Origin of the sequence: Bhargavaea ginsengi, from assembly GCF_900109165.1 — a bacterium.
Lineage (GTDB): Bacteria > Bacillota > Bacilli > Bacillales_A > Planococcaceae > Bhargavaea > Bhargavaea ginsengi.
On sequence record NZ_FNZF01000010.1, the window covers coordinates 1 to 22,783 of the forward strand.

Here is a 22,783-nt window from a genome sequence, read left to right on the forward strand (position 1 = left end):
GATCCCGCGTTGACGGCCGGCCGGTGCTTCCGCGTCCCCGGCGCTCGGACAACAGACCGTCTTCGCCAAGGGCGTCATACGATTTCCTCCATCGCTTTAGCGATTGTTTCGGTATATCCGGCCCGATCTGCTTGGGATCCAACCCTGCCTCCAGGAAGATTTCATATGGCGTCTTACCTTCCTGATAGGCCTTCACGGCATTCAATTTGAATTCAGGAGCGTATTGTATGGTCTTACCCGTCACATGAAGGACATTGGGATTGTCCTCGAGAAGTCGGCGAATGGATTCATTAATCGGTTGGCGGCTCATCAAAATCTCCTCCGTTCAACTTTGTGTTCAGTATAGCGGAGTTTTTGACCACGCAAAAACCCCGAACCGGGACTTTTTTAAAGTGTCCGTAGTTCGGGGTTCAGTTCAAACCGGAAGCTGAGGCTTTCCCTTATTCCCCGTCTTCTTTCTGCAGCGTCCTCGAATAGATGAGGCCGGCTGCACCGACCGCTGTGAAGAGAATCGCGCGGATGACGACAGAGACCGAGGCCAGGTCGATGATGAACAGCTTCAGGAAGCTGACAACGAGAATAATGAAGCCGGCGTTCCGCACCGCTTTCCAGCCCATCTTCCTGCCGGCCGTGATTGACACGAACGCGAACAGGAAAAGAAGGAAGGTGTGGACGAATAGAACCGACTCTTGTTGCCAGCCAAACTCCCTGACGCCCGAGAAGAGCAACTTGTTCAACAGGAAGAAATAGTAGAACTGAAGCAGGAACGCAATCACCGGAACACCCATCCGGAATTTTGAGGCAAGCTGTCCCCGTATCACTTTTACGAACAGGTAAGTCATCCCGGCCGCGAACAGCAGGCTGACCACGAAGCTGAGCCAGTAGCCGCCGCCCCGCCAGCCGGTCATCGGCATAAACATGAGGACGGCACCGAGTACAAGAAACTCAATCACCCCGGCTTCGGCCACATACCGGCCATGAGCCGACCGTTGAAGGAAGAAGCTGCCGAATGCCAAGAGGCCGATGAGGCCAATCCTCAGATGCCACTCCGGTCCTATTGGCAGATCCACATCCCGAAGGAGAACACCAGACAGACGGAACAGGTAGATCAGGACAACAATCTGACCGGCAATCAGCGCGGCATCGACCTGTGAAGTCTTGATCCATGCGGGCCGGTATTGATAAAACGCAGCATAGACAAGCGCAAGTGTGCCGATGAACATGAGCCATACGGCGTGTTCTGCGGAGAAAATCTCTTGGAACCAGCCAAACGACACCGTGGACAATGCACCAAGTGCATAAAGCCCGCCCGACACGGCAAGCGTCCGCATCGCACCCGAACGGAGCCCGGCCCAAATGCCGGCCGCTCCGACAACGAACAGCAGCATCAGCTTCATCGCCGGCTCATCCATGCGGAAGCTGAGGATGAAGGCGGCGGTTGCCGCCACTGCCAACGTCGACAAGATGTCCTGCAGAGGCGGATCTTTCAACATGGAGGCATACACAGCCAGTGCAGCATACAGAACTGCCAGCACACCGTATGCGGCCTGCAGTGTAGGCTCGTCGAACAGTTGGATCCACATGATGCCGAACACGAAGTTCACATACAGCAGCACTTCCGTGAAAATGAACCTCGGAATACTGCCTTTCAGGTAAAAGAAAAGAAGCGCCAGATGCTGGATAAGTGCGGTAGCCGCAATGAGATTCTCATGCCCGCCCCGTATTCCGTCCAGCACAAGATACAGGAACAGTGTCACGTTAAACAGAAGGAACAGCGCATAGAACGTCACCCGGTGACGACTTCTGATCGACACGTAGAACAGCGACAGGAATAGAATCAGGACATACGCGCAGAACATGAGCCCGGATGCCCCTTCGCCTTCCAGCAGGAACGGCAGAAGGAAGCCGGCAATCGCCGAGAACACAGTAAGCGTCTCCGACTTTGTCCGAACCGATGCGTATATACCCGTGGCAATATAAGCTATGCCGATTAAAAATGCCGGAACAAGCGGCAAATAGCCGTACAGCTGATTTGCAGCAAACGTCGTCAGGATCCCGAGGACGATCGTCCCTCCCCAGAGTGTCAGGCCGAATCCGCGTCGCGCACTCCGTATGGACCGGTAGCCCAAATACCCGAGCAGGATGGACCCGATGTAGCCGAGAGCCACCCTGACCCCCTCGGTGATCCAGCCCATGTCAAAACTGACTTTGAGACCCCATAGCACACCAAGCAGCAGGATGACCATGAACACCCTCGGCAACCAGACCGCAAACTGCTGCTCAAAGTCGAACGGTTTCTGTTCCTTGAAAACCGGCTTCGGAGCCGGAGGAGGAGTATCTTTTTTCCCTGGCTGTACCCGCTTTTCTTCGCCGGGCTGGCGCAGCCAGCCATATGAGCCGGGCGGCTGCATGCTTCTCTGGTCATCCGGCGTTCCATCCGGTTCCGCCATTCCGGGCTGGCCGGCCTCTTCGGGCAGTTCCCGTTCTTCTTCTTTTTGCTTAGGCTCCGGCGGTTCCTCTCCTGATTCTTTTGGACCGCCCAGCCCAATACTCGCCATCATTTCAGACAGGGACGGCGTCCGGGCTTCACCGGTTTCCTCACGCTGCTCTTCGGATTCCATGACCGCCTGTTCATCCTCCGACGATGGCTCCTCTGACAGGGCTGATTTTCCTCGTAGGAAATCCGGCTCAGACGGACTTTCCGGCACATTCTCCGGTTCAGGAGCGGACAGTTCTTCCGGCTCCATCGTCTCAGGTTCTTCCGGTTCATGGCGGTCCGGCTGTTCTACCCGTTTCTCCCCGGATTTCAGCGATATGAGATCCTGCCGCATCGCCCGCATCTCCTCTTCCATAGCGGCGAGGCGCTTCAGCAGCTCTTTCATTTCTTCACTCACGAGGGACACCCCCTTTTCAACTGTGGTGTTCTAACTAATACGCATCGGCAGTGAAATGGTTTCACCGCCGGCCATCTTCTCTCACTCTATCGAATTTCCTGCCGCTCCGGTAGGGGGAAATCGAAGAACAGGGTGCAATGCGGTCAGCGAGAGTACAGGCGACGATCACGAGGTACAAGTAGAGATAACGAATGTACAAGCAACGTCCCTGAGAGTACAGGCAGAGACAACGAGAATACAGGTAACAACCGTTTCTGCAGACAAAAAAAGAGCAGGTTCACAATGAACCTGCTCCCAGTGATTATGCGTTTACTGTTTCAACCTGGCTGCGGACCAGATAGTCGAATGCGCTCAACGATGCCGTCGCACCCGCACCCATCGAGATGATGATCTGCTTATACGCGCTGTCCGAGCAGTCTCCCGCTGCGAACACGCCAGGCACATTCGTCGCGCCGCGCTTGTCGACCACGATTTCGCCGAACTTATTGCGTTCCACCGAGTCGCCGAGCCAGTCCGTGTTCGGCACGAGGCCGATCTGGACGAAGACGCCCGACAGTTCAACATGCTTTTCCTCGCCGGATTCACGGTCGATATAAGAAATGCCGTTTACTTTGTCAGTACCGGTGATTTCCGTCGTCTGGGCGTTTTTCACAACAGTAACGTTCGGCAAGCTGTACAGGCGCTCCTGAAGAACGGAATCTGCCTTCAGCTCGGAACCGAATTCGAGGACCGTCACATGGTTCGTGATGCCCGCGAGATCGATCGCCGCCTCGATACCGGAGTTGCCGCCGCCGACAACCGCAACGTCCTTGCCTGCAAACAGCGGACCGTCACAGTGCGGGCAGTAAGCCACGCCCTTGTTGCGGAATTCCGCTTCGCCCGGGACACCGATGTTGCGCCAGCGGGCGCCTGTCGCGATGATCACAGACTTGCTCTTGAGTACCGCGCCGTTTTCCAGCTCGATCTCGACAAAGTCCTTTTTCTCAAGGCGCTTCGCGCGCTGAAGGTTCATCACGTCTACGTTGTACTCTTTAACGTGCTCTTCGAGGCTCGCTGCGAGCTTCGGCCCTTCAGTGTGCTTTACGCTGATGAAGTTTTCGATCGCTGCCGTATCCAGAATCTGTCCGCCGAAACGCTCGGCGACAACTCCTGTACGAATTCCCTTGCGCGCGGCATAAATTGCCGCGCTCGCGCCAGCCGGGCCCCCGCCGACAACGAGAACGTCAAACGGCTCTTTGTCTTCGAATTCGGAAGCGTCTGCGGTGCTTCCGAGTTCTGCGAGGATTTCTTCGATTGTCTTGCGTCCGTTCGTGAACGGCTCGCCGTTCAGGTAAACGGTCGGTACAGCCATGATGTTCTTGCTTTCAACTTCTTCCTTGAACACCGCACCGTCAACCATCGAGTGTGTGATGTTCGGGTTCAGGACACTCATCGTGTTGAGTGCCTGCACCACTTCAGGGCAGTTCTGGCAAGTCAGGCTGATGTAGGAAACAAAATGAAGTTCATCTTTGATGTTCTTCACTTGCTTGATCACTTTCTCATCCACTTTCGGTGCACGTCCGCTTACCTGAAGAAGTGCAAGGACGAGAGAAGTGAATTCGTGGCCGAGCGGCGTGCCGGCAAAGACGATGCCGGTTTCTTCGCCCGGGCGGCTCACACTGAAGCTTGGCGTTCTTTCCAGCTCAGCCTGTTCCACTTTGATGCGGGACGACATGGCTGCAAGTTCATCGGTCAGAGCCGTCATTTCCTGGGATGCTTTATCAGATCCCGCACTGACCTTAAGGACAACATCGCCCTCCATCAGTTCGAGATACTGTGCAAGTTGCTGCTTGATCTGTGCATCGAGTGCCATGTGATCTCTCCTTAAATTTTGCCTACGAGGTCAAGGCTTGGCTTCAATGTTTCTTCGCCTTCCTGCCATTTTGCAGGGCAGACTTCGCCTGGGTTGTTGCGGACGTACTGAGCCGCTTTGATCTTGTTCACGAGCGTGCTTGCGTCACGGCCGATGCCGTCAGCGTTGATTTCAGCTGCCTGTACAACACCATCCGGGTCGATGATGAATGTGCCGCGCTGTGCAAGGCCCTCTTCTTCGTCGAGAACGTCGAAGCTGCGTGTGATTTTCTGGGAAGGGTCACCGATCATGACATATTCCAGTGTGCTGATCGCTTCGGAGTGGTCGTGCCATGCCTTGTGCGTGAAGTGAGTGTCTGTCGACACAGAGTAAACTTCTACGCCGAGGTCTTTCAGTGTCGCGTATTCTTTCTGCAGGTCGCTGAGCTCAGTCGGGCAGACGAATGTGAAGTCGGCTGGGTAGAAGCAGACGATGCCCCATTTGCCTTTCATGCTTTCGTCAGTCACCTCGATGAATTCGCCTGTGCCTGCGTTGTACGCGTTCGCTTTGAATGGTTCGATTGTTTTACCGATAAGAGACATTAAAAATTCCTCCTGTTTGTATGTATTTTATAGTTGTTCGACAGTGGCGGAAAACCATCTCTATCTACTTAACTATAATAATTCTAATCACATACTCATTATTATATGAATCTCGCCTATAGTCAACCGATAAGCGGCCGTTGTTCAGATTGACACGAATTGTTCGAAATGTTGGGGATCACCGGGGTATTCTTTAAATACAGGAATTCTTGCCTCTCGCGTGTGCGGCAATTATCATCTCTGAAGTGTGATTTAACCGCTTAATATTCTCAATATACACAATATTTTTTCAACAGAAGATCAGCATACCTCTTCATTATAAAACAATATTTGGAATCAAGAATGTTTAAAAGAGAATGTTCACACAAAGACCTAAAAGAGTTGTCTGTTTAAAATAGATAGATACAGGCGTCTCCATTTCTATGATACAGATTGTATAGTCAAAATGTAACATAAACGGAAGCCAATAACTTAACCAGATCTTCTTCCTATATATAAATCGGTGATCACCATCAGAAAGGAGGAGTTGAAGGAGCGGCGCTTAAGTTGTCAGCTTCCCTAAACAACCAAAGAGGTGTCAAACATGAATCTGAAAAAGCTATTTCCTATCAGTTTGGCCGCCCTGTTGTTGCTCAGTGGCTGTGCACAGTCCGATCTTGCAGAAGGAAAAAACACCGAAGCCGCATCCGAAAATGGCCAGGCAACGGTTGAAACGATTAAAGGAACTGACGTTTTTGCGCCCCATGCCCAAGTAAACCATGAACCGATTCCGCTCCGGGTAGAACGTACCGGACCAAGCGAAGTTCACGTGGAAATGACGGCCCAGGTGACCGACATTGAAATCGATAAAGGTCTGATGTACAAAACATGGAACTTCAACGGCGAAGCACCGGGACCGGTCGTCGTGGTCAACGAAGGCGACGTTATCAATTTCACACTGAAGAACATGGATCCGGCAGTACCGCACAGCATGGACTTCCACGCTGTGCACGCCGCTCCTTCGGAAAAGTTCACCGACGTCCTGCCCAATGAAGAAGGAACGTTCACTTATCCGGCAAATAATCCTGGTGTCTTTATGTATCACTGCGGAACCGCTCCTGTCCTGTCCCACATCGCAAACGGCATGCACGGGACGATCATCGTGAAGCCCAAGGACGGTTATCCGACAGATCAAGAGGTAGACCGGGAGTTCGTCATCATCCAGAACGAATGGTACAACTACAACGATTTGGATGACATGACTTTTGGAGAGCCGAACCAGGTGGTCTTCTCCGCCAAAGCCCTGAACAAAGGCGACATCAACACGAACGGAACCACCTACAGCCTAAAAGACTCGCCGCTGCAGGCAAAAGTCGGTGAAAAGATCAGGTTTTATCTTAACAATGTCGGGCCGAATGAAATCAGTTCCTTCCATGTAACCGGTACACTTTTCGATACAGTTTATCTGGACGGTAACCCGAAAAACATTCTGGACGGCATGCAGACCGTCATGTTGCCGGCAAGCGGCGGTGCAGTCGTTGAGTTTACCGTGACCGAGGCAGGCACCTACTCGATGGTCACCCATCAATTTGACCATGCAACGATGGGGGCTGTCGGCTACATCGAAGTAACCGAATAACTTCAAATTAAAAAGCGGCTGCTGTCCGAAAAGGACGCTGCCGCTTTAAGTGTGCCGACTTTCAATGTCGGCGCTTTTCCTTTATTGCTCATCGGGGTCATTTTCCGCGTCTTCATGTGTTTTGTGAACAGTGCCGGGCTTGTGGTCAGGGCCTGCATAAATGGAATAAATCTTCAGCGGCTCTTCTCCAAGGGTCGTCACATTATGCCAGGTATCAGCCGGAACAAGGATGACATCTTCCGCATTGACTTCCTTCTCGAAGTTCAGGTTATCCTCTGATGGTCCCATCTGGCAGAGCCCCTTGCCGCTCTCGACGCGGAGGAACTGATCGATCCCCTTGTGGACTTCCAATCCGATATCGTCGCCAGGCGGTATTGTCATCAGAGTCACCTGGAGCTTTTCCCCTGTCCAGATCGTCGTACGGAAATTCTTATTTTTCATCGTCGCATCTTCGATATTGAATACATACGGTTCTTTCCCATGGTCTTTGAAATCGATGGTCATCCGCTTCTCCTCCTTTTTTGCTATGCCCCTTTAGTATTCACCTCTTTCCCGGTAATGAAACAACTGCATCTGCCGGCTTCACCGAACACCTTTTAACACCGAGTTCTGAATCGTGCCGAAGCATATGTTAGAATTTTCATTAACTAGCAAGGGGGCCACGAATGATGGATTTGGTAATGATTCTTTCCTTTCTCGGTGCCGCAGTCGTGCTGACCGTCATGCCGGGGCCGGATAATCTGTTTACACTGGCGCAGAGCATCGCTAACGGCAAACGGGCTGGGATTTGGACGACGCTCGGTCTGTGTACGGGTCTGCTCGTTCATATCGCGGCTGCGGTGATCGGCCTGTCCGCTCTGATTTATCAGTCAGCCTTCGCTTTTTCGATTGTAAAGTACGCGGGTGCAGCTTATCTGCTGTACCTTGCTTATCAGTCATTCAGGGCCAGGGACACTTCCCTGGCCCTCGAGAGCGAACCGGCTTTGGCTTACCGCTCGCTTTACAAAAAGGGCCTGATCATGAATCTGCTGAATCCGAAGGTTTCTTTATTCTTCCTTGCGCTGCTGCCCCAGTTCGTCCCGGTGGGAAGCGGCAATGTCCATCTGCACATGCTGGCTCTGGGCCTTGTCTTTCTAATCCAGGCTTTTGTCATCTTTTCACTGATCAGCCTTTTTGCCGGCAATGTCGGGACGCTTCTCCGAAAAAACCCTTCCCTTTCCAGAAGGATGAACCTGATGCAGGGCGGCCTGTTCACGCTGATTGGGCTGCGGCTGGCGTTTGGAGGGAAATAATTGCCGACAGGCATTTAACTAACCACACAAAAGCCCGTTATCGTACACTTTAGTTTGTTCGCATTATCACTTGGAGAGGAGTAATACTTATGCAAACCATCTCTGGTAAAGTGGCACTGATCACCGGTGCCGGGCGCGGAATCGGCCGCGCGACCGCCATCGCATTTGCAAAGGAAGGCATTCATGTCGGTCTCGTCGGCCGCACTACCGAAAACCTTCAGAATGTAGCAGAAGAGCTTAAAGAGTACGACGTAAAGGTCGCATTTGCGGCGGCAGACATATCTGACCTGGAATCCGTGACAGCTGCGGTCGAATCGATCCGGGGCGAACTCGGCCCGATCGATATCCTCGTCAACAACGCCGGCATTTCGAAATTCGGCGGATTCATGGACCTGACACCGGAAGAATGGACGAAGATCATCGACGTCAACGTAAAGGGTGTCTACTACACCACGCGCGCCGTGCTCCCTGAAATGCTTGAGCGGAACACCGGCGACATCATCAACATCTCCTCCACCGCCGGACAAAAAGGCGCTCCGGTAACAAGCGCCTATTCAGCCTCCAAAGCTGCCGTCATCGGCATGAGCGAGTCTCTGATGCTCGAAGTCCGCAAGAAAAACATCCGGGTGACGACTCTGACACCGAGCACGGTCGCCACAGACATGGCGGTCGAACTGAACCTGACCGACGGCAATCCGGAGAAAGTCATGCAGCCTGAAGATCTGGCAGAACTGATGGTGGCCCAGCTGAAACTGCACCCTCGCGTTGTCCTGAAACACGCCGGTCTCTGGTCGACGAACCCATAAGCTTGAACAACAGCAAGCCCCCCCTTCAACTGACAATAGTTGTGAGGGGGGCTTTTTCAAAGGCATCAGCCTCAGAGACTGTTTTTGATCACGATTTCCTTCACATTCAGGTTCCTGCGGGCCTTGATATTCCCGATGATGATGTCTGCGACATCATCAGTGTCCATGAGGTTTGCAATTTGCTCCTGAGTATAGATGCCGTCCCAGAACTCCGACTTCATCCCGCCCATATAGGCCGCAAAAATCTGTACACGGCTTTCCGCCAATTCCAGATGCAGACTTTCCGTAAAGCCCCGCACACCGAACTTGCTCGCAGAATAAACGGATTCAGTCGCTTTCCCGTCAAGACCGGCAGTCGAGACGATATTGGCGATCATGCCCTGATCCCTTTTTTTCATGTCCGGCAAAACCGCCTGGGAACAGAAGATTGTCCCTTTCAGATTAATATCGATCATCTGATGGACGGCCGATTCATCCAGGTTCTCCGCAAGGTCGAAAACGCCAATACCGGCATTGTTGATCAGCAGATCGACAGGGCCGCAGGTTTCTGCGATATCCCGGAATACCCGGTCGACCTCTTCTTTTGAAGATACGTCCACTTCACGGATCGTATAGTTGCCTGTCAGGTCACCAGCCGTCCGCTCCAGCTTTGATCTTGTACGGCCAAGCAGGCACACATGGCTTCCGGCATCCGAATACTTCTTGGCAAGAGATGCCCCTAGTCCGCTCCCGGCACCTGTGATTACCACAACCGATTCATTCATATGATTCACGTCCTTTAGTATGGGTTTCTTCCCTCCCTATTCTACTAGAAGAGGTGGAATTAATCCGTCAACTGAGGAAGGCATCCCGATGCAATCAGCGGGCAGGCGACATATTCCGTCTCCGATTCACATAGAGTGACCTAAGACAAAAGACGGAATTTCCGTCTCCTTGTCGGACCAAAGTCTTCAGGAAAGGAGGATATCGGTGGGAACGACCTTCCTGAAAATTTCTGTTGTCTACTTCATGATCGGGATTTCCTTCGGACTTTATATGTCATTCACGCATGTATTTAGCCTGACCTCGGTCCATGTTCATGTAAACTTACTGGGCTGGATGTCCCTTGCACTGAATGGCATCATTTATCACCTATACCCGAACCTCGAAGCAAATGCTCTGGCGAAATACCATTTCTGGCTCCATAATATCGGTCTGCCGGTCATGATGATCGCCATTGCCCTGGCCATTTTGGGCGTTCATCCAATTTTCTTCCCGATCGCCACATTCGGCGGTCTGGCAACACTGATCGGGATCTTCTGCTTCGGATTCAATGTTCTTCGCAATATGCCGAAACGGCAGGCATAAACGCCAAAAAACCTCCTCAGCGGCTGAGGAGGTTTTCTATTACTTATTTCCCTTCACGCTTCAGCTTGATCGGAGCATAGATAAGGGCGAAGATCAGGAACAGCCCCAGATAGCCGATCAGGGAGTAAAATTTGGATACCAATGTCGTGAAGCCGACGAAGCTTAGGACAAACCCGATGGCGAGAGTGATGACTGTCGCCGTACGGGCTTTTCTCGTCTCCATCTCGAAAAATCTGGCGACAAACCCGTAGAACATGCCCAGCGCCGTGTTGAAGATCATCCCGAACAGGACGATAGCCATCAGGACGGCAAGGATTGGGGAAATATCCTCTACAATTTTCAATAAAGGCAGATCATAGGACGCCACTGTTTCAATCTGGGCGAAGATCGCCAGATGGGAAACGACAATCATGATCCCAATTGCGAGTCCTCCCAGTAGACCACCGATGCCTGCAGTACGAGGATTTTTTTCAGATCCGCCTGTTAATAATGCCATCCCTGCTCCGACTGCGATGTTAAAGGAAACATAGTTGACGGCAGAGATGAACCAGTTCGGGAATGACTTTTCCAGGCTATCCGTAACCGGGTCGAGCGCTGCAAACGAAGCATCCATTGTGGTCAGGCTATAGATCGAAATGATACCAATGAAGATCAGGAGAAACGGCGTGATGCTCGCGATGACTCCAATCACTTTGTCCACTTTGAGCATCATGGCAAGCGTCACAAGAACGGTCATGATCAGGCTTCCGACAAAAACAGGCAGGCCGAACTGCTGGTTGACCGTAGAGCCCGCTCCCGCAATCATCACCACACCGACTCCGAACAAGGTGAAAATGATAATGGCATCCACGATGACGCCAAGGTAACGTCCGCTGATTTCATAGATGGCCGATTTATGGGACTGCGCCTTCAGGCGGCTCCCGATATTCGCCAAGACCATTCCGAGGTAGGCAAATAGCGCTGTTGCCAAAACAGCTCCAAAGATTCCATTAATTCCGAAGCTGGTGAAGTATTGCAGTACTTCTTGTCCGGATGCAAAACCCGCGCCCACGATAACACCGACAAAAGCACCGGCGATTTTTAAAATCCTAAACATAGTGAAATCCCCATTTATCTAGATGTTTTATGTTACTTCCGCACTGCGGATTCTCTACCTTTAGTTTAACAATGAACAGCGCCATGCAAATAGTACAAATCTCTCAATCTTCGACAAATTAACCTTTCATAACCCCTCGACCTTGCATGGTACGTACCCGTAATCCATTGCATACCATTAGAACAGGCAATCCATCGTTGATGACTCCAGTCATTCCACTCTTTTCTGGACGCATGGTTTGGCGTATTAAATCAGACAAACTGTTAATTAGGGGGGACCATGTGGGTGCAATCAGCGGGAGAGCGTATTTAGATCGGATCGATAGGCTGAATAACGAAATCTGGCTGGATGGCAAAAAGGTTGAAGGGCCCATTTCCCATCATCCTGTCTTCAAAGGATTGCTTCAGGAAAAAGCCGCGCTTTATGACTTGCAGCTCGCCCCTGAACATAAACCTTACATGACCTACCCCTCGCCCGATTCGGGAGATCCGATCGGACTTTCTTATATGCAACCGAAAAGCAAAGAAAATCTGATCATAAGGCGCAAAATGATGGAGCTTTGGGCAAAGAAGACATTCGGGATGATGGGAAGAAGCCCTGATTATCTAAACACTGTTCTAATGAGCTTTGCTTCTTCCGCCGGTTTTTTGGAGGGGAAGGAAAATTGTTTTCCGCAAAACTTGGTCGCCTTCTATAAATTGGCCAGGGAAAATGACTTATCATTCACCCATACTTTTATCAGCCCCCAGATAAACCGCTCCCAACTTTATATAGAGAACAGCAATGAACCCATAGCCCTGAAAGTGGTGGATGTCCTGGATGGCGGAATTGTTGTCAAAGGCGCACGGTTGCTTGCGACACAAGGCGGACTGACCGATGAAGTGCTGGTATTCAGTGTAGGCAGATTTTTGTTCAATGAAGACGAAGCATTTGCGTTTTCCATTCCATCTAATACAAACGGGGTTAAATTCATTTGCCGCGATACGTTCACAGGCGGAACATCGCGTTTCGACCATCCGCTAAGCTCCCGCTACGAGGAAATGGATTGCCTCGTCGTGTTTGATCATGTTCTGGTTCCTTGGGACCGGGTATTTTACTTTAATAACGGCGAAGTCGCTGAACAATTCATCAAACAAAGTTGCTTTCATGCGTTTGCCAAACATCAGGTCATCACCAGGCAGATCGCGAAAACCGAGTTTGTATTGGGGATTGCACAATTATTGATCGATACCATCAATATTGGTGAATACCAGCACATACAGGAAAAGGTGTCGGAAATCATCGTAGGTCTGGAAACCATGAGGGCGTTGCAGGAAAAAGCGGAAAACAGTGCTTCTCCGGATCAGTATGGGATCATGCGTCCCGATATTAACCCATTGAATGTGGCAAGTGTGCTGTTCCCCAAAATGTATCCCCGATTCACGGAGATTCTTCAGATTATCGGTGCCAGCGGGATGATTACGCTTCCCACGGAAAACGCCTTTAACTCGAGCATCAGAAAGGATCTGGACCTGTATCTTCAGGGAGCAACAAGGTCGGCCGAAGACCGGGTGAAGGTTTTTCGTTTGGCCTGGGATGTGACAATGAGCTCATTCGGAACCAGGGAGACCCAATATGAACGATACTTTTTCGGAGACCCCGTACGACTCGCGGGTAATTTATATAAGGACTTTCCTATACAGCCATATGCAGATGCCGTCAGTGATTATTTGCAGTTGAAGAAACGGTGATCGGAATAACTTCCTGTCCGTTGAAACAGTGCACCTCATATCTTGATTGGAGGCCATGATGACTAATTTTTATTCGTTTCATGGAACGGTTACAGCGATCAGTGATTTTAATCCCGGCTACAACCAAGGGTGCAGCAAATTATTTACGCTTGAAAATGAATTGGGTTCAATCGTGAATTTTGTGGTGACCCCCTCCACTTACTTTGTCGATCATGAAATCGTCCTTGTGGGGGACCGTGTGACCGGCTATTTTGATGGGGACTTACCTGCAATTTTAATCTACCCTCCGCAATATCAAGCGCTCGTCATGGTAAAGGATCAGCCTGATCAGTTCACTAAAGTGGATCACTTTGACAACCAGCTGGTGAGCAGCGATGGTGAGCTGAAGCTGAACCTGTCCCCCTATACCCAAATCGTTTTAACGAACGGGCAACTTCTTTCGAAATATCCGGGCAATCGGGACTTGATTGTACAATACGGCCCTACAACTAGGAGCATCCCCGCCCAGACTACGCCGTACCGGATCATTGTCTTGTGTTTAACGTCACAATAGCAAGAACCCCTCGGCATAATGTTGAGGGGTTCTTCTGATAATCTTAATAATTGAGAAACATTATCATTTGTTATATAGTAGAAGTAACATTACTGATTACGATTAAAGGGGATAAGACCGTGCAAATATACTGGACCAAGATCAACCGGATCATCGAGGAAACACCTGAAGTCAAAACCTATATGCTCGACTGTCCGGAAGGCTTTACATGGGAAGAAGGCTCCCACACCCACCTCGCTCTAAAAGGATTCAATGCGGGAGAAAAACCGAATAAAGGCCTGGTTCGCCATATGTCCATCTCGACTTTGCCAAGCGAAGGAACGATCGGAATTACGACACGTATCCGCGAACTTTGCTCCGAGTACAAATCGATACTGAGAGACCTCAAAGCCGGTGATGAAGTGGCCCTGTTTAAAACTCATTCCAACGTACCGCTTAAACGGGAAAACAAAAACATCTACCTGCTTTCGGCCGGAGTCGGCATCGCCACTTTCAGGCCGCTAGTGCTTGACTACCTGGATCGGGTGGACAACGTCAACCACATTTATTCCCTGAACATCGATAAATCGAAGGACTTCCTATTCACGGATGTCTTTGAATCCGCTCCTGACAAAAACTTCACCGCACAGTTCGTTGATAACCGTAAGGACTACTACGAAGAAGTGAGCAAGCTGGCTTCCGACCCTGACGGGATTTTCTACATTGTCGGCAGTGACGAGTTCATTTCGCAGAACATCGAAGTCCTGAATGCCCAAGGAATACAGCCGGAACAAATCATGCTGGATAAACGGGAAAAAGGACGCGCTCTGTTTTTCCCGACTGAACTGTCGGTTTAAAAAAGAAAAAGGCCTCTCACCATTCAGCGAATGGTTGGGAGGCCTTTGTATTTATTTATGGTTTCTTGTGGGATATGACAATAATCATTTGGATATCGGGCTAACCGATCCTGATGTTCATCAGCACTTCTTACGTAGTTTGTCAGGGGTAACACTTCAACAACGATCTGTTCATAATCATCTCTCCCAGCAAGAAATGCCTTCGCTTCTTTTAAGTGTTCTTCCGCTTCACTATAGACTCCCGTTCTGTATTTCTCACCGACATCCTGCCCTTGCTTGTTTACACTGTACGGATCAATGATTTCGAAGAAATACCCCATTAATTCCCTGATGGATACAACTGTCGGGTCAAATTCTGTTTTGACACATTCGGCATAGCCGTCATAGTCGCCATCCAGTGTGTCAGTTGCTCCATTGGCCCTTCCCGCTTCTGTAAACGTAACCCCGGGTATAGTCTTGATAAAAGCCTGTACTCCCCACAAACAACCGCCTGCAAAATACACGATTTCCATATGGCTCTCCCCCCTTATCTGCCGTGATACAGATGATTACAGATATTATGGGGAGTTTCAATCCTTTTACATTTAAATTAAGTATCGTTCATAACGTCCTTTTCACTTAAACGATGCTTTATAATGCCAGGATAGACTTCTTGTCTGAGGAAGGGGATCGTTATTCATGAAGAAAATGATGTCTATATTAATGACCAGCTTTTTGGCTGTTGTTTTAGCGGCATGCGGAGGAAATGAAGAAAGCAAAGAAGCCGATCAGGAGAATAAAGCAGCTACAGCAGAAACCGATCAGCAGAAGCAAATGGAAGATATGCAAAAGAAGTTGGAATCACAGCATGTCGATGAAAAGAAAACCGTTGCTGTAGTGAACGATCAGGAAATTCTCGGAAGCCAATATAATAACACGATCGCATCCTTGCAGGGACAAATGCAGCAAATGGGACAAGATCCCACTGCTAAAGAAGCAGCAGAACAGATAAAAGCTCAGACCATTGACAGCCTGGTCGGACAGACGCTTCTTCTGCAAGAAGCAGATCAAAAAGGCTATCAGGCTTCAGTGTCAGACATCAATAAGAAACTGGACGAAGTAAAAGGTCAATTTAAAACTGAAAAAGAATTCGATGCGGCTCTGGAACAATCCGGCATGGATATGAAATCACTTGAAGCTCAAATAGCCGAGGACCTCCAACTTCAACAGTATGTTGAGAAAGAAGTGCCGGCAGGTGAAGTCACAGATGAAGAAATCCAAATAGCCTATGATCAGTTCGCGGAACAAGGAAAAAGTGCGGATCAGGAAGTTCCAAAGCTAGAAGAAATGAAACCACAAATCGAGCAATCTCTTCAACAGCAAAAACAACAGGAACAACTCGCTCAGCAAGTTGAAGAGCTGAAGAAAAATGCGAAGATCGACATCAAGATATAATACATCGAGCAAAAGAGGTCAGCCACCTTTCATGGCTGACCTCTTTTTATACTGCGGCTATATGTCACTCTTTACAGCTTTCTTAGCGAAGATAAATAAACCTCTTGTGCCGCTTTCACTCCAGCCCCAGGTTCAAATGGATATGAAAGATCTTGTAAGCCGGCTTCAATCAGAGAGACGGCTTCGAGGATATCACTTGGGAAACAATAGCCCATATGCCCAAACCTGAAGATTTTCCCTTGAAGAGGGCCAAGACCTCCGGCAAAATCGAGGTGATACTTTTTCTTTAAATGCCCTAAATAGCTTCCGAGATCGAGACCCTCAGGAGTACGTATTGCCGTGATTGTCGGTGATGCATATTCATCAGCTGTCAACAAATCGATTGACAGTGCGTTCATAGATTTTCGAACCATATTTTTCATCACTTCATGCCGCTCAACGGTTTTCGAAAATCCGCCTTCTTCCTCAATCAGATCGCATACTGCTGAAAGCCCCATAATAAGAGAGACTGCAGGAGTATTCGGGGTCATCCCTTTTTCATGCCATTCCCGGTAACTTAAAAGACTTAAATAGTACGCCGAAGAATCATTGGACTCGATCACTTTCCAGGCTTTGTCGCTGACTGAAAGAAGAGCAAGCCCTGGCGGAAGCATCATCGCTTTTTGTGAACCTGTCACTAAGATATCGATGCCCCATTCGTCCATTTCAGCAGGAGCTCCCCCGATTGCGCTTACCCCATCGACGATGTAGAGAGCATCCGAATGTTCGCGTACTGCTTCTCCTAACTGCCCGACAGGATTTAAGACTCCTGTTGACGTCTCATTGTACGTAGCAAAGACTGCCTTAATATCGGCTAACGGTTTTAAAAAGTCAGCCAACTCTTCTTTCGTACAGGCTCCCCCCCCACTCTTTTTGAAGCTTATGTACGTTCAGTCCATGCTTTTCACAAATCGAAACGAAGTAGTCTCCAAAAGCGCCAACCGTGACGACAACCACTTCATCACCCGGAGAAGTAATATTGACCACAGCGGCTTCCATTGCTGCTGTCCCGCCTGAAGGCAGAAGCAGAATATCCTGCTTTGTTCCGAAAACCGGCTTTACGCGTTCTGTCGTTTCCCGGTAAAGCTTCACAAATTCCTCTGAACGGTGGCTGATCATGTTCTGTGCCATTGCCAGTTCTACTTTTTTAGGTATTGGTGTGGGTCCTGGATGTCTCAGTATGTTTGGATACATGTTTTTCTCTCCTTTTTAGAAAAGATTCACTTTTCACTCCTTTAACCCTAGCATAACCTTAATCTAAAAAGTAAAAAACAGATGGAGTGCGACTTTTCAAGGTCAAATGATTGAAAAAGCGGCCCACCAGCAATGAAAATTACCTGGCCAGCCTCCCCGCCAAAAAAAGCTTCCCAAAAGTTTTATTTAACTAATGGGAAGCCTTTATCGTTTTATTGAACCGTTTTTTTAGCCAGCTCTTTGATTTTCGAAACAATCGCGTTTCCCATGCTTTCGGTTCCCGCGTTTCCTCCCAGATCAGGTGTCCGTACTTCCCCTTCGGCTACAACTTCTTCGATACCGTCCAGAATGAGTTTGCCAAGATCCGGATGCCCCAGGTGATCCATCATTAAACTGACGCTCCAAATCTGGGCGATCGGATTGGCAATGCCTTTTCCTGCAATATCCGGAGCAGACCCATGAATGGCCTCAAACATCGATGGATAATTTTTCTCCGGGTTGATGTTTCCTGACGGGGCCAGACCCAGGCCGCCTACCATGGCCGCACCCAAATCAGTCAAAATATCACCGAACAGATTGCCGCCTACAACAACGTCGAACGTTTCAGGTTTTAAGATAAAGTAAGCAGCCAGTGCATCAATATGATAAAGTTCCGTATCAATGTGCGGGTAATCGGCTCCTACTTCTTTTACAATCTCATCCCAAAACGTCATCGTGTGATTGATCGCATTGGATTTCGTTGCAACAGTGAGCCGTTGCTTCGAGCGTTGTTCTGCCAGTTGATAGGCATAATGAAGAATCCGCTCACTGCCGAACCTGGTAATGACATTGTTCTGTACAGCCATTTCATGAGGAGTATTGCTGTGCATCCGTCCGCCCATGCTCGAGTATTCGCCTTCCGTGTTTTCACGGACAACAATAAAGTCCAGGTCCTCATGGTTTTTGTAACGCAAATGACTTTCCAGTCCGCGAAGCAATTTGATTGGACGCAGGTTGACATATTGCTGGAACTCCCGTCTGATTGGCAAGATCAGTTCCCATACAGAGATATGGTCCGGAACAGAAGGGTCTCCAACTGCTCCGAATAATATCACGTCATAGTCTTTCAGAATCTCCAGGCCATTTTCGGGCATCATTCTCCCGTGCTTCAAATAATACGCGCAGTTCCAATCGAACGTATCATATGTAAATCGAATTCCGCCATGGATTTCTTCAACGGTTTTCAGCACTTTCAATGATTCCCGGATAACTTCCGGTCCTATTCCATCTCCAGGAATGACCGCAACAGAATAAGTCTTCATTTTTTTACCCCCTGCTTGCGTTTTGTTATTAACTTTTTGAGTCGATAAGCTGTTCGGCAGTGGCTTGTTCTTGATCGTTTTCAGGTTTTTTCTTTCCCCATCTGGAGGCAAGAACAGTTCCGGTAATCAGCTGCCACGCTGATGCAAATGCACTCGGCAGTGCCACCAAGGGTGTAAAGTGTGCGGAAGCCAAAGCAACGCCAAGCCCGGAGTTTTGCATCCCTGTCTCAATTGACACTGCACGCTGGTCCTGAATAGGCAATTTAAATAACTTCGCTGCATAATAGCCCAGGAACAAGCCGAATCCATTGTGAAGCAGTGCAGAGACAAAGACCAGAATTCCAGCAGTGGCAATGTTGTCCCTATTTCCGGCCACTACTCCCATCACTATAATCGTAATCGCTACGATTGATATTAACGGCAATAACGATACACCTTTTTCGGTTGCACGAGGCAAGTATCTGTTTACCAATAGCCCAAGCAAAATCGGAATGATGATCACCTGGAAGATCGACATAAACATCGACACCGGATCAATCGGCATCCATTCACCGGCAAAAATAAGCAGAAGCAATGGGGTCATGACTGGTGCGAGCAAGGTGGAGACACTTGTCATCGTGATCGAAAGCGGCACATTCCCTTTTGCGAGGAAGACCATGACATTCGATGCAGTACCACCGGGAACACTCCCCAATAACACCAAGCCTGCGGCTATTTCTTCCGGCAGATTTAATAGATAAGCAATCAGGAATGCGGTGGTCGGCATAATGATAAACTGTGCCCCTAATCCAATTAAGACCGGGACTGGCCTGGTGAGGACAAGTTTAAAATCAGCTGCCTTAAGAGTCAGTCCCATCCCAAACATTACGACGCCAAGCAAAATCGTGACGTATGCCCCGAACCCTATAAAAGTTTCTGGCATCATAAAAGCAACAACTGAAAAAACAACAATGATCAATGCAAAGTATTTTCCGGCCCAACTGCTGATTCTACCTAATATCTCCATTCAGATCCTCCGTTGCCGAACTTATAGCTGGATTTTGGTTGCGATATTTTTAATTTGAACATAATTCTGGACTGCCAGATGACTTTTCTCCCTGCCGATTCCGCTTTTCTTGTAGCCGCCAAATGGCATCTGCACGCCTCCTGCAGCTCCGTAACTGTTGATGAATACTTGCCCGCTCTTGATCCGCGAGCCCACATAATTCGCAACATCAATATCCTTTGTCCATACGCCGGCGACCAACCCATACTCTGTTGCATTGGCCAGTTCAATTGCTTCATGAATATCACGGAAACGGACGACGCTCAGGACCGGCCCAAAGATTTCTTCCTGGACGAAGAAAGCATCGTGATCGGCAGTCTCCACAATGGTCGGCTGGATGTAGTATCCATTCTCGTACCCTTCTACCTGTGCCGCTTCCCCGCCAATGAGAACATTCGCTTCTTTCTTTACCTGTTCCAGAATCGAAGAGATCCGTTCAAATTGCTTTTTATTGATAATCGGACCAACATCCGCTCCGTTTTCTGGCGGTCCTACAGTCAGTTTCTTGAATGCATCCTGAAGCAGGCCCAGTAATTCATCGGCAATGCTCTCCTCTACCAACAATCGGGATCCCGCGGAACAGGTCTGTCCGGCATTTTGGACAATGGAATTGACAATCGCCGGGACTGCCCGCTTCAGGTCAGCATCCTTGAATACGACGTTCGGCGACTTTCCGCCCAGCTCCAATGTAACCGGCACGACATTTTCTGCCGCTGACTTCATCACAGAGATTCCTGTCGGTACCGAACCGGTAAACGTAATCTGATTGACTCCTGGGTGCGAACTTAGTGCGGCACCAATCTCATGACCGTATCCTGTCACATGCTGGAAGACACCTCTCGGCAGTTTTTCGTGGAACCACTCTGCCAAGAAGTGGGTCGTGAGCGGCGTATCTTCCGAGCTCTTTACGATGACCACATTACCGGTCGCAATCGCTGCCGCCACACTCCGGGAAGTAATCTGTATCGGATAATTCCACGGAACAATGTGCAGGGTTACACCGATCGGTTCAATCACTGTCATGTTAAGGAGGTCTTCCTCAATCGGAATCGTATCGCCGAACACCTTGTCCGCTATGCCTCCATAAAATTCGAAGTAACGTGCTGCGGCCTCTATATCCGCTTCCGCCTGCTTGATCGGCTTTCCTGTATCTTCGGATTCCAGTGCTGCCAATTCTTGTGCATGTTCCCTGATGTGTCTTGCTGTTTCTGTCAGGAATTGACCTCGAACGTAAGGCTTGAAGGCCTTCCACTCCTGGCTTTCCAATGCATTTTTTGCAGCGGTCACCGCCATATCCGCATGTGACTGATCTCCTCTTACAATTTGGGCTGATACCTCTCCTGCTGCAGGGTTGATAATATCGATCCAATTGTCAGCCTCATTGCCTGTCCATTCTCCATTAATCAACATCTTGATTTTCTTCATATTTATCGCTCCTTAAATGCTTCTTCCGCCGTCCACATGAATAACGGAGCCTGTAATCATCTGGGCACCATCTGTTAACAAATGCGTGACCGTAGGGCTGATATCACTTGGCTCGATCAATCTGCCGAGTGGAACACTCTTCGCGAAAACATCTTTATTCATTTCGATTTTTTCATTTTCCTGTGCCGAGAACTTACCCAGCATGGTCGTATCCGCCGGACCGGGGTGGACGACGTTCGCCCTGATATTAAATGGAGCTGTTTCAAGAGCGAGTGCTTTCGTAAATGCTTCGACCGCACCTTTGGACGCTACATAACTTTGCAGCCCCGGGCGTGGCCTTGTCACGGAAACAGACCCTACATTGACAATCGAACCGTGATTTTTTTCCTTCATGTATCTGACAGCCTCTCTGCTCGTCAGAAAAACAGCTGTAGCATTGATATCCATGAGCTTATGCCACTCGGAGACTTCAACGCTTGTAATGGATTTGGCTGCCTGCGCAATTCCGGCAATATTCACCAGACCATCCAGACGCTCAAATTCTCCATAGATCTCTTTAAATACATTGACGATACTCGCTTCATCCAATAGGTCGATGTTTTTCGTTCGGAGATTTTCATCTTCTATTGAAGATAAAGCTTCAGTGTTGATATCCAATCCCACGACAGTGGCACCATTTCTGAGCAAATCCTTAACCACCTGCTGTCCCATTCCTCCGCCCGCTCCGGTAACTGCAATCACTTTTGAGGTAAGTTGACTCAAATTAATACCCTCCCATAATAAAAGAACAAAGATTTTGACAATAAAATATAAAATAAAGTAGTACATCATACATAGTATGTATTAAGCTGAATCGTAACATCTTGCTAAAACTTTGTAAATATTAAATCATTCAACTAGTCAAAATAAATAGTGCTATCGTCTATACTTGAATGGAACTACTTAATTGGGGGACTTTCTGATGCAATTTGAGAAATTAAGATCATCGAGAAAAAAATCAGCAGAAATTGTTGCCATGATCAAAGATAAACTGTTGGACGGCACTTTAAAGAATGGGGATAAGCTGCCTACAGAAACCGAATTGGTTGAGCAGCTGGGGGTCAGCAGAACACCGGTACGTGAAGCGATTAAAATTCTGGAATCCATCGGAGTGATCCAGATCAGGCGCGGAGAGGGCATGTTTATCACCAACAACCCTTCTCATTTTTCGTTGAACCCGCTGATTTTCAGTTTAATCATGCATAGCAACCGAACGGAAAAACTAATTGAATTCAGGCAGCATTTTGAAATCCTGTTGATCAATATGATCCGAACAAACGGGTCAGCCGAAAAAATAAAAAAGATTGAAGAAGTCTACCAAGGTCAGGTCTGGCGCATGAAACCGGATTTAAGCTCAGAGGAGCTTGCCGACATCGACTTGGAGTTCCATTATGCCGTGCTTGAAGCAACGGAAAATGATTTCGTTATTGAAATCGGGAAAACCATCTATGAATTATATAAGCCCAAAATGATCCAATCCAAACAAGCCGATGCGATTAAGTGGACGCTTCAGACGCATCGTGCCTACCTTGATCTCCTCCTTCGAAAAGACGCAGTCGTCAATGAAGAGCAGATCAACAAGATGATTTTCAATAACCGGACGTGGCTGGAAGAATTAAAAGGAAATGATTAACCCCTATTATCAATGAAAAAAAGGCCTCTCATCAAAAACTGATGAGAGACCTTTTCTAATAGAGCGAG

At 48.9% G+C, this 22,783-nt stretch carries 20 protein-coding genes and 2 pseudogenes; 9 read left to right on the forward strand and 13 right to left on the reverse strand.

From position 1 onward, the window contains the following. The 4 genes and pseudogenes from BMX91_RS15095 to ahpC all read right to left on the reverse strand — a co-directional run. A pseudogene (locus BMX91_RS15095) lies at positions 1–310 on the reverse strand (IS3 family transposase); the annotation flags it as partial. A 130-nt stretch (positions 311–440) separates the two neighbouring features. Then, the gene (locus BMX91_RS15100; protein WP_092056063.1) at positions 441–2,894 is read right to left on the reverse strand and encodes a DUF2339 domain-containing protein; all 2,454 of its coding nucleotides are present in this window, start codon (positions 2,892–2,894) and stop codon (positions 441–443) included. 301 nt (positions 2,895–3,195) lie between these two features. Then, complete coding sequence (gene ahpF / locus BMX91_RS15105) at positions 3,196–4,746, reverse strand: alkyl hydroperoxide reductase subunit F (RefSeq protein WP_092056065.1); 1,551 nt, start codon at positions 4,744–4,746, stop codon at positions 3,196–3,198. Positions 4,747–4,757: 11 nt separating this feature from the next. Beyond that, positions 4,758–5,327 (reverse strand): alkyl hydroperoxide reductase subunit C, encoded by a 570-nt coding sequence (gene ahpC, locus BMX91_RS15110; RefSeq protein ID WP_092056068.1) that lies wholly within the window; start codon positions 5,325–5,327, stop codon positions 4,758–4,760. 583 nt (positions 5,328–5,910) lie between these two features. On the opposite strand from ahpC, the gene BMX91_RS15115 reads away from it, so the two are divergent. After that, entirely contained in the window at positions 5,911–6,945 is a 1,035-nt protein-coding gene (locus BMX91_RS15115) for a multicopper oxidase domain-containing protein (protein WP_092056070.1), read from the forward strand. Positions 6,946–7,026: 81 nt separating this feature from the next. Here BMX91_RS15115 and BMX91_RS15120 read toward each other — a convergent pair whose 3' ends face one another. Further along, positions 7,027–7,449, reverse strand: coding sequence for a cupin domain-containing protein (locus tag BMX91_RS15120; RefSeq protein ID WP_092056073.1), 423 nt, complete (start codon positions 7,447–7,449; stop codon positions 7,027–7,029). 164 nt (positions 7,450–7,613) lie between these two features. On the opposite strand from BMX91_RS15120, the gene BMX91_RS15125 reads away from it, so the two are divergent. Together BMX91_RS15125 and BMX91_RS15130 are read left to right on the forward strand one after the other, a co-directional pair. Then, on the forward strand, positions 7,614–8,237 hold the full coding sequence (locus BMX91_RS15125) for a LysE family translocator (RefSeq protein WP_092056136.1): 624 nt from the start codon (positions 7,614–7,616) through the stop codon (positions 8,235–8,237). Between the two features lie 89 nt (positions 8,238–8,326). Continuing rightward, positions 8,327–9,043 carry a 3-ketoacyl-ACP reductase gene (locus BMX91_RS15130; RefSeq protein WP_092056075.1) on the forward strand — a complete coding sequence of 239 codons (717 nt, stop codon included), beginning with the start codon at positions 8,327–8,329 and terminating at the stop codon, positions 9,041–9,043. Positions 9,044–9,114: 71 nt separating this feature from the next. Here BMX91_RS15130 and BMX91_RS15135 read toward each other — a convergent pair whose 3' ends face one another. After that, positions 9,115–9,807, reverse strand: coding sequence for an SDR family oxidoreductase (locus BMX91_RS15135; RefSeq protein ID WP_092056077.1), 693 nt, complete (start codon positions 9,805–9,807; stop codon positions 9,115–9,117). A 205-nt stretch (positions 9,808–10,012) separates the two neighbouring features. On the opposite strand from BMX91_RS15135, the gene BMX91_RS15140 reads away from it, so the two are divergent. Next, complete coding sequence (locus tag BMX91_RS15140; protein WP_092056080.1) at positions 10,013–10,390, forward strand: cytochrome-c oxidase; 378 nt, start codon at positions 10,013–10,015, stop codon at positions 10,388–10,390. Between the two features lie 43 nt (positions 10,391–10,433). On the opposite strand, the gene BMX91_RS15145 is transcribed toward BMX91_RS15140, so the two are convergent. Further along, positions 10,434–11,486, reverse strand: a complete 1,053-nt coding sequence (locus tag BMX91_RS15145) for a YkvI family membrane protein (RefSeq protein ID WP_092056083.1) — start codon at positions 11,484–11,486, stop codon at positions 10,434–10,436. Between the two features lie 281 nt (positions 11,487–11,767). On the opposite strand from BMX91_RS15145, the gene hpaB reads away from it, so the two are divergent. The 3 genes from hpaB (at position 11,768) to BMX91_RS15160 (ending at position 14,605) form a co-directional block, all read left to right on the forward strand. Further along, positions 11,768–13,216 (forward strand): 4-hydroxyphenylacetate 3-monooxygenase, oxygenase component, encoded by a 1,449-nt coding sequence (hpaB, locus tag BMX91_RS15150; protein WP_092056086.1) that lies wholly within the window; start codon positions 11,768–11,770, stop codon positions 13,214–13,216. 58 nt (positions 13,217–13,274) lie between these two features. Continuing rightward, a complete protein-coding gene (locus BMX91_RS15155) occupies positions 13,275–13,769 on the forward strand; it encodes a hypothetical protein (protein WP_092056088.1) in 495 nt (164 codons plus the stop codon). A 119-nt stretch (positions 13,770–13,888) separates the two neighbouring features. Next, entirely contained in the window at positions 13,889–14,605 is a 717-nt protein-coding gene (locus tag BMX91_RS15160) for an FAD-dependent oxidoreductase (RefSeq protein ID WP_092056090.1), read from the forward strand. Positions 14,606–14,628: 23 nt separating this feature from the next. Here BMX91_RS15160 and BMX91_RS15165 read toward each other — a convergent pair whose 3' ends face one another. Then, positions 14,629–15,117, reverse strand: coding sequence for a peptide-methionine (S)-S-oxide reductase (locus BMX91_RS15165; protein ID WP_092056092.1), 489 nt, complete (start codon positions 15,115–15,117; stop codon positions 14,629–14,631). Between the two features lie 166 nt (positions 15,118–15,283). Here BMX91_RS15165 and BMX91_RS15170 point away from each other — a divergent pair, with 166 nt between their 5' ends. After that, the gene (locus BMX91_RS15170; protein ID WP_092056095.1) at positions 15,284–16,039 is read left to right on the forward strand and encodes a SurA N-terminal domain-containing protein; all 756 of its coding nucleotides are present in this window, start codon (positions 15,284–15,286) and stop codon (positions 16,037–16,039) included. Between the two features lie 71 nt (positions 16,040–16,110). Here BMX91_RS15170 and BMX91_RS15175 read toward each other — a convergent pair. The 5 genes and pseudogenes from BMX91_RS15175 to BMX91_RS15195 all read right to left on the reverse strand — a co-directional run bounded on the left by BMX91_RS15175 (position 16,111) and on the right by BMX91_RS15195 (position 21,805). Then, positions 16,111–17,272, reverse strand: a pseudogene (locus BMX91_RS15175) (pyridoxal-phosphate-dependent aminotransferase family protein). 212 nt (positions 17,273–17,484) lie between these two features. Beyond that, positions 17,485–18,573 (reverse strand): tartrate dehydrogenase, encoded by a 1,089-nt coding sequence (locus tag BMX91_RS15180; RefSeq protein ID WP_092056098.1) that lies wholly within the window; start codon positions 18,571–18,573, stop codon positions 17,485–17,487. A gap of 28 nt (positions 18,574–18,601) precedes the next feature. After that, positions 18,602–19,579, reverse strand: coding sequence for a bile acid:sodium symporter family protein (locus BMX91_RS15185; protein WP_092056101.1), 978 nt, complete (start codon positions 19,577–19,579; stop codon positions 18,602–18,604). A gap of 21 nt (positions 19,580–19,600) precedes the next feature. After that, the gene (locus tag BMX91_RS15190) at positions 19,601–21,043 is read right to left on the reverse strand and encodes an aldehyde dehydrogenase family protein (RefSeq protein ID WP_092056104.1); all 1,443 of its coding nucleotides are present in this window, start codon (positions 21,041–21,043) and stop codon (positions 19,601–19,603) included. Positions 21,044–21,055: 12 nt separating this feature from the next. Further along, positions 21,056–21,805 (reverse strand): SDR family NAD(P)-dependent oxidoreductase, encoded by a 750-nt coding sequence (locus BMX91_RS15195; protein ID WP_092056110.1) that lies wholly within the window; start codon positions 21,803–21,805, stop codon positions 21,056–21,058. A 199-nt stretch (positions 21,806–22,004) separates the two neighbouring features. Here BMX91_RS15195 and BMX91_RS15200 point away from each other — a divergent pair, with 199 nt between their 5' ends. After that, positions 22,005–22,715 (forward strand): FadR/GntR family transcriptional regulator, encoded by a 711-nt coding sequence (locus BMX91_RS15200; protein ID WP_092056113.1) that lies wholly within the window; start codon positions 22,005–22,007, stop codon positions 22,713–22,715. The last annotated feature ends 68 nt before the right edge of the window (positions 22,716–22,783 follow it).

What these genes read in the sequence shown, in the direction of transcription:
- BMX91_RS15125 (WP_092056136.1), top strand. Translation starts at nt 7,614, where the DNA reads ATGGATTTGGTAATGATTCTTTCCTTTCTCGGTGCCGCAGTCGTGCTG.
- BMX91_RS15185 (WP_092056101.1), bottom strand. Translation starts at nt 19,579, where the DNA reads ATGGAGATATTAGGTAGAATCAGCAGTTGGGCCGGAAAATACTTTGCA.
- BMX91_RS15170 (WP_092056095.1), top strand. Translation starts at nt 15,284, where the DNA reads ATGAAGAAAATGATGTCTATATTAATGACCAGCTTTTTGGCTGTTGTT.
- BMX91_RS15155 (WP_092056088.1), top strand. Translation starts at nt 13,275, where the DNA reads ATGACTAATTTTTATTCGTTTCATGGAACGGTTACAGCGATCAGTGAT.
- BMX91_RS15180 (WP_092056098.1), bottom strand. Translation starts at nt 18,573, where the DNA reads ATGAAGACTTATTCTGTTGCGGTCATTCCTGGAGATGGAATAGGACCG.
- ahpC (WP_092056068.1), bottom strand. Translation starts at nt 5,327, where the DNA reads ATGTCTCTTATCGGTAAAACAATCGAACCATTCAAAGCGAACGCGTAC.
- BMX91_RS15115 (WP_092056070.1), top strand. Translation starts at nt 5,911, where the DNA reads ATGAATCTGAAAAAGCTATTTCCTATCAGTTTGGCCGCCCTGTTGTTG.
- BMX91_RS15135 (WP_092056077.1), bottom strand. Translation starts at nt 9,807, where the DNA reads ATGAATGAATCGGTTGTGGTAATCACAGGTGCCGGGAGCGGACTAGGG.
- BMX91_RS15190 (WP_092056104.1), bottom strand. Translation starts at nt 21,043, where the DNA reads ATGAAGAAAATCAAGATGTTGATTAATGGAGAATGGACAGGCAATGAG.
- BMX91_RS15130 (WP_092056075.1), top strand. Translation starts at nt 8,327, where the DNA reads ATGCAAACCATCTCTGGTAAAGTGGCACTGATCACCGGTGCCGGGCGC.
- BMX91_RS15165 (WP_092056092.1), bottom strand. Translation starts at nt 15,117, where the DNA reads ATGGAAATCGTGTATTTTGCAGGCGGTTGTTTGTGGGGAGTACAGGCT.
- BMX91_RS15145 (WP_092056083.1), bottom strand. Translation starts at nt 11,486, where the DNA reads ATGTTTAGGATTTTAAAAATCGCCGGTGCTTTTGTCGGTGTTATCGTG.
- ahpF (WP_092056065.1), bottom strand. Translation starts at nt 4,746, where the DNA reads ATGGCACTCGATGCACAGATCAAGCAGCAACTTGCACAGTATCTCGAA.
- BMX91_RS15120 (WP_092056073.1), bottom strand. Translation starts at nt 7,449, where the DNA reads ATGACCATCGATTTCAAAGACCATGGGAAAGAACCGTATGTATTCAAT.
- BMX91_RS15200 (WP_092056113.1), top strand. Translation starts at nt 22,005, where the DNA reads ATGCAATTTGAGAAATTAAGATCATCGAGAAAAAAATCAGCAGAAATT.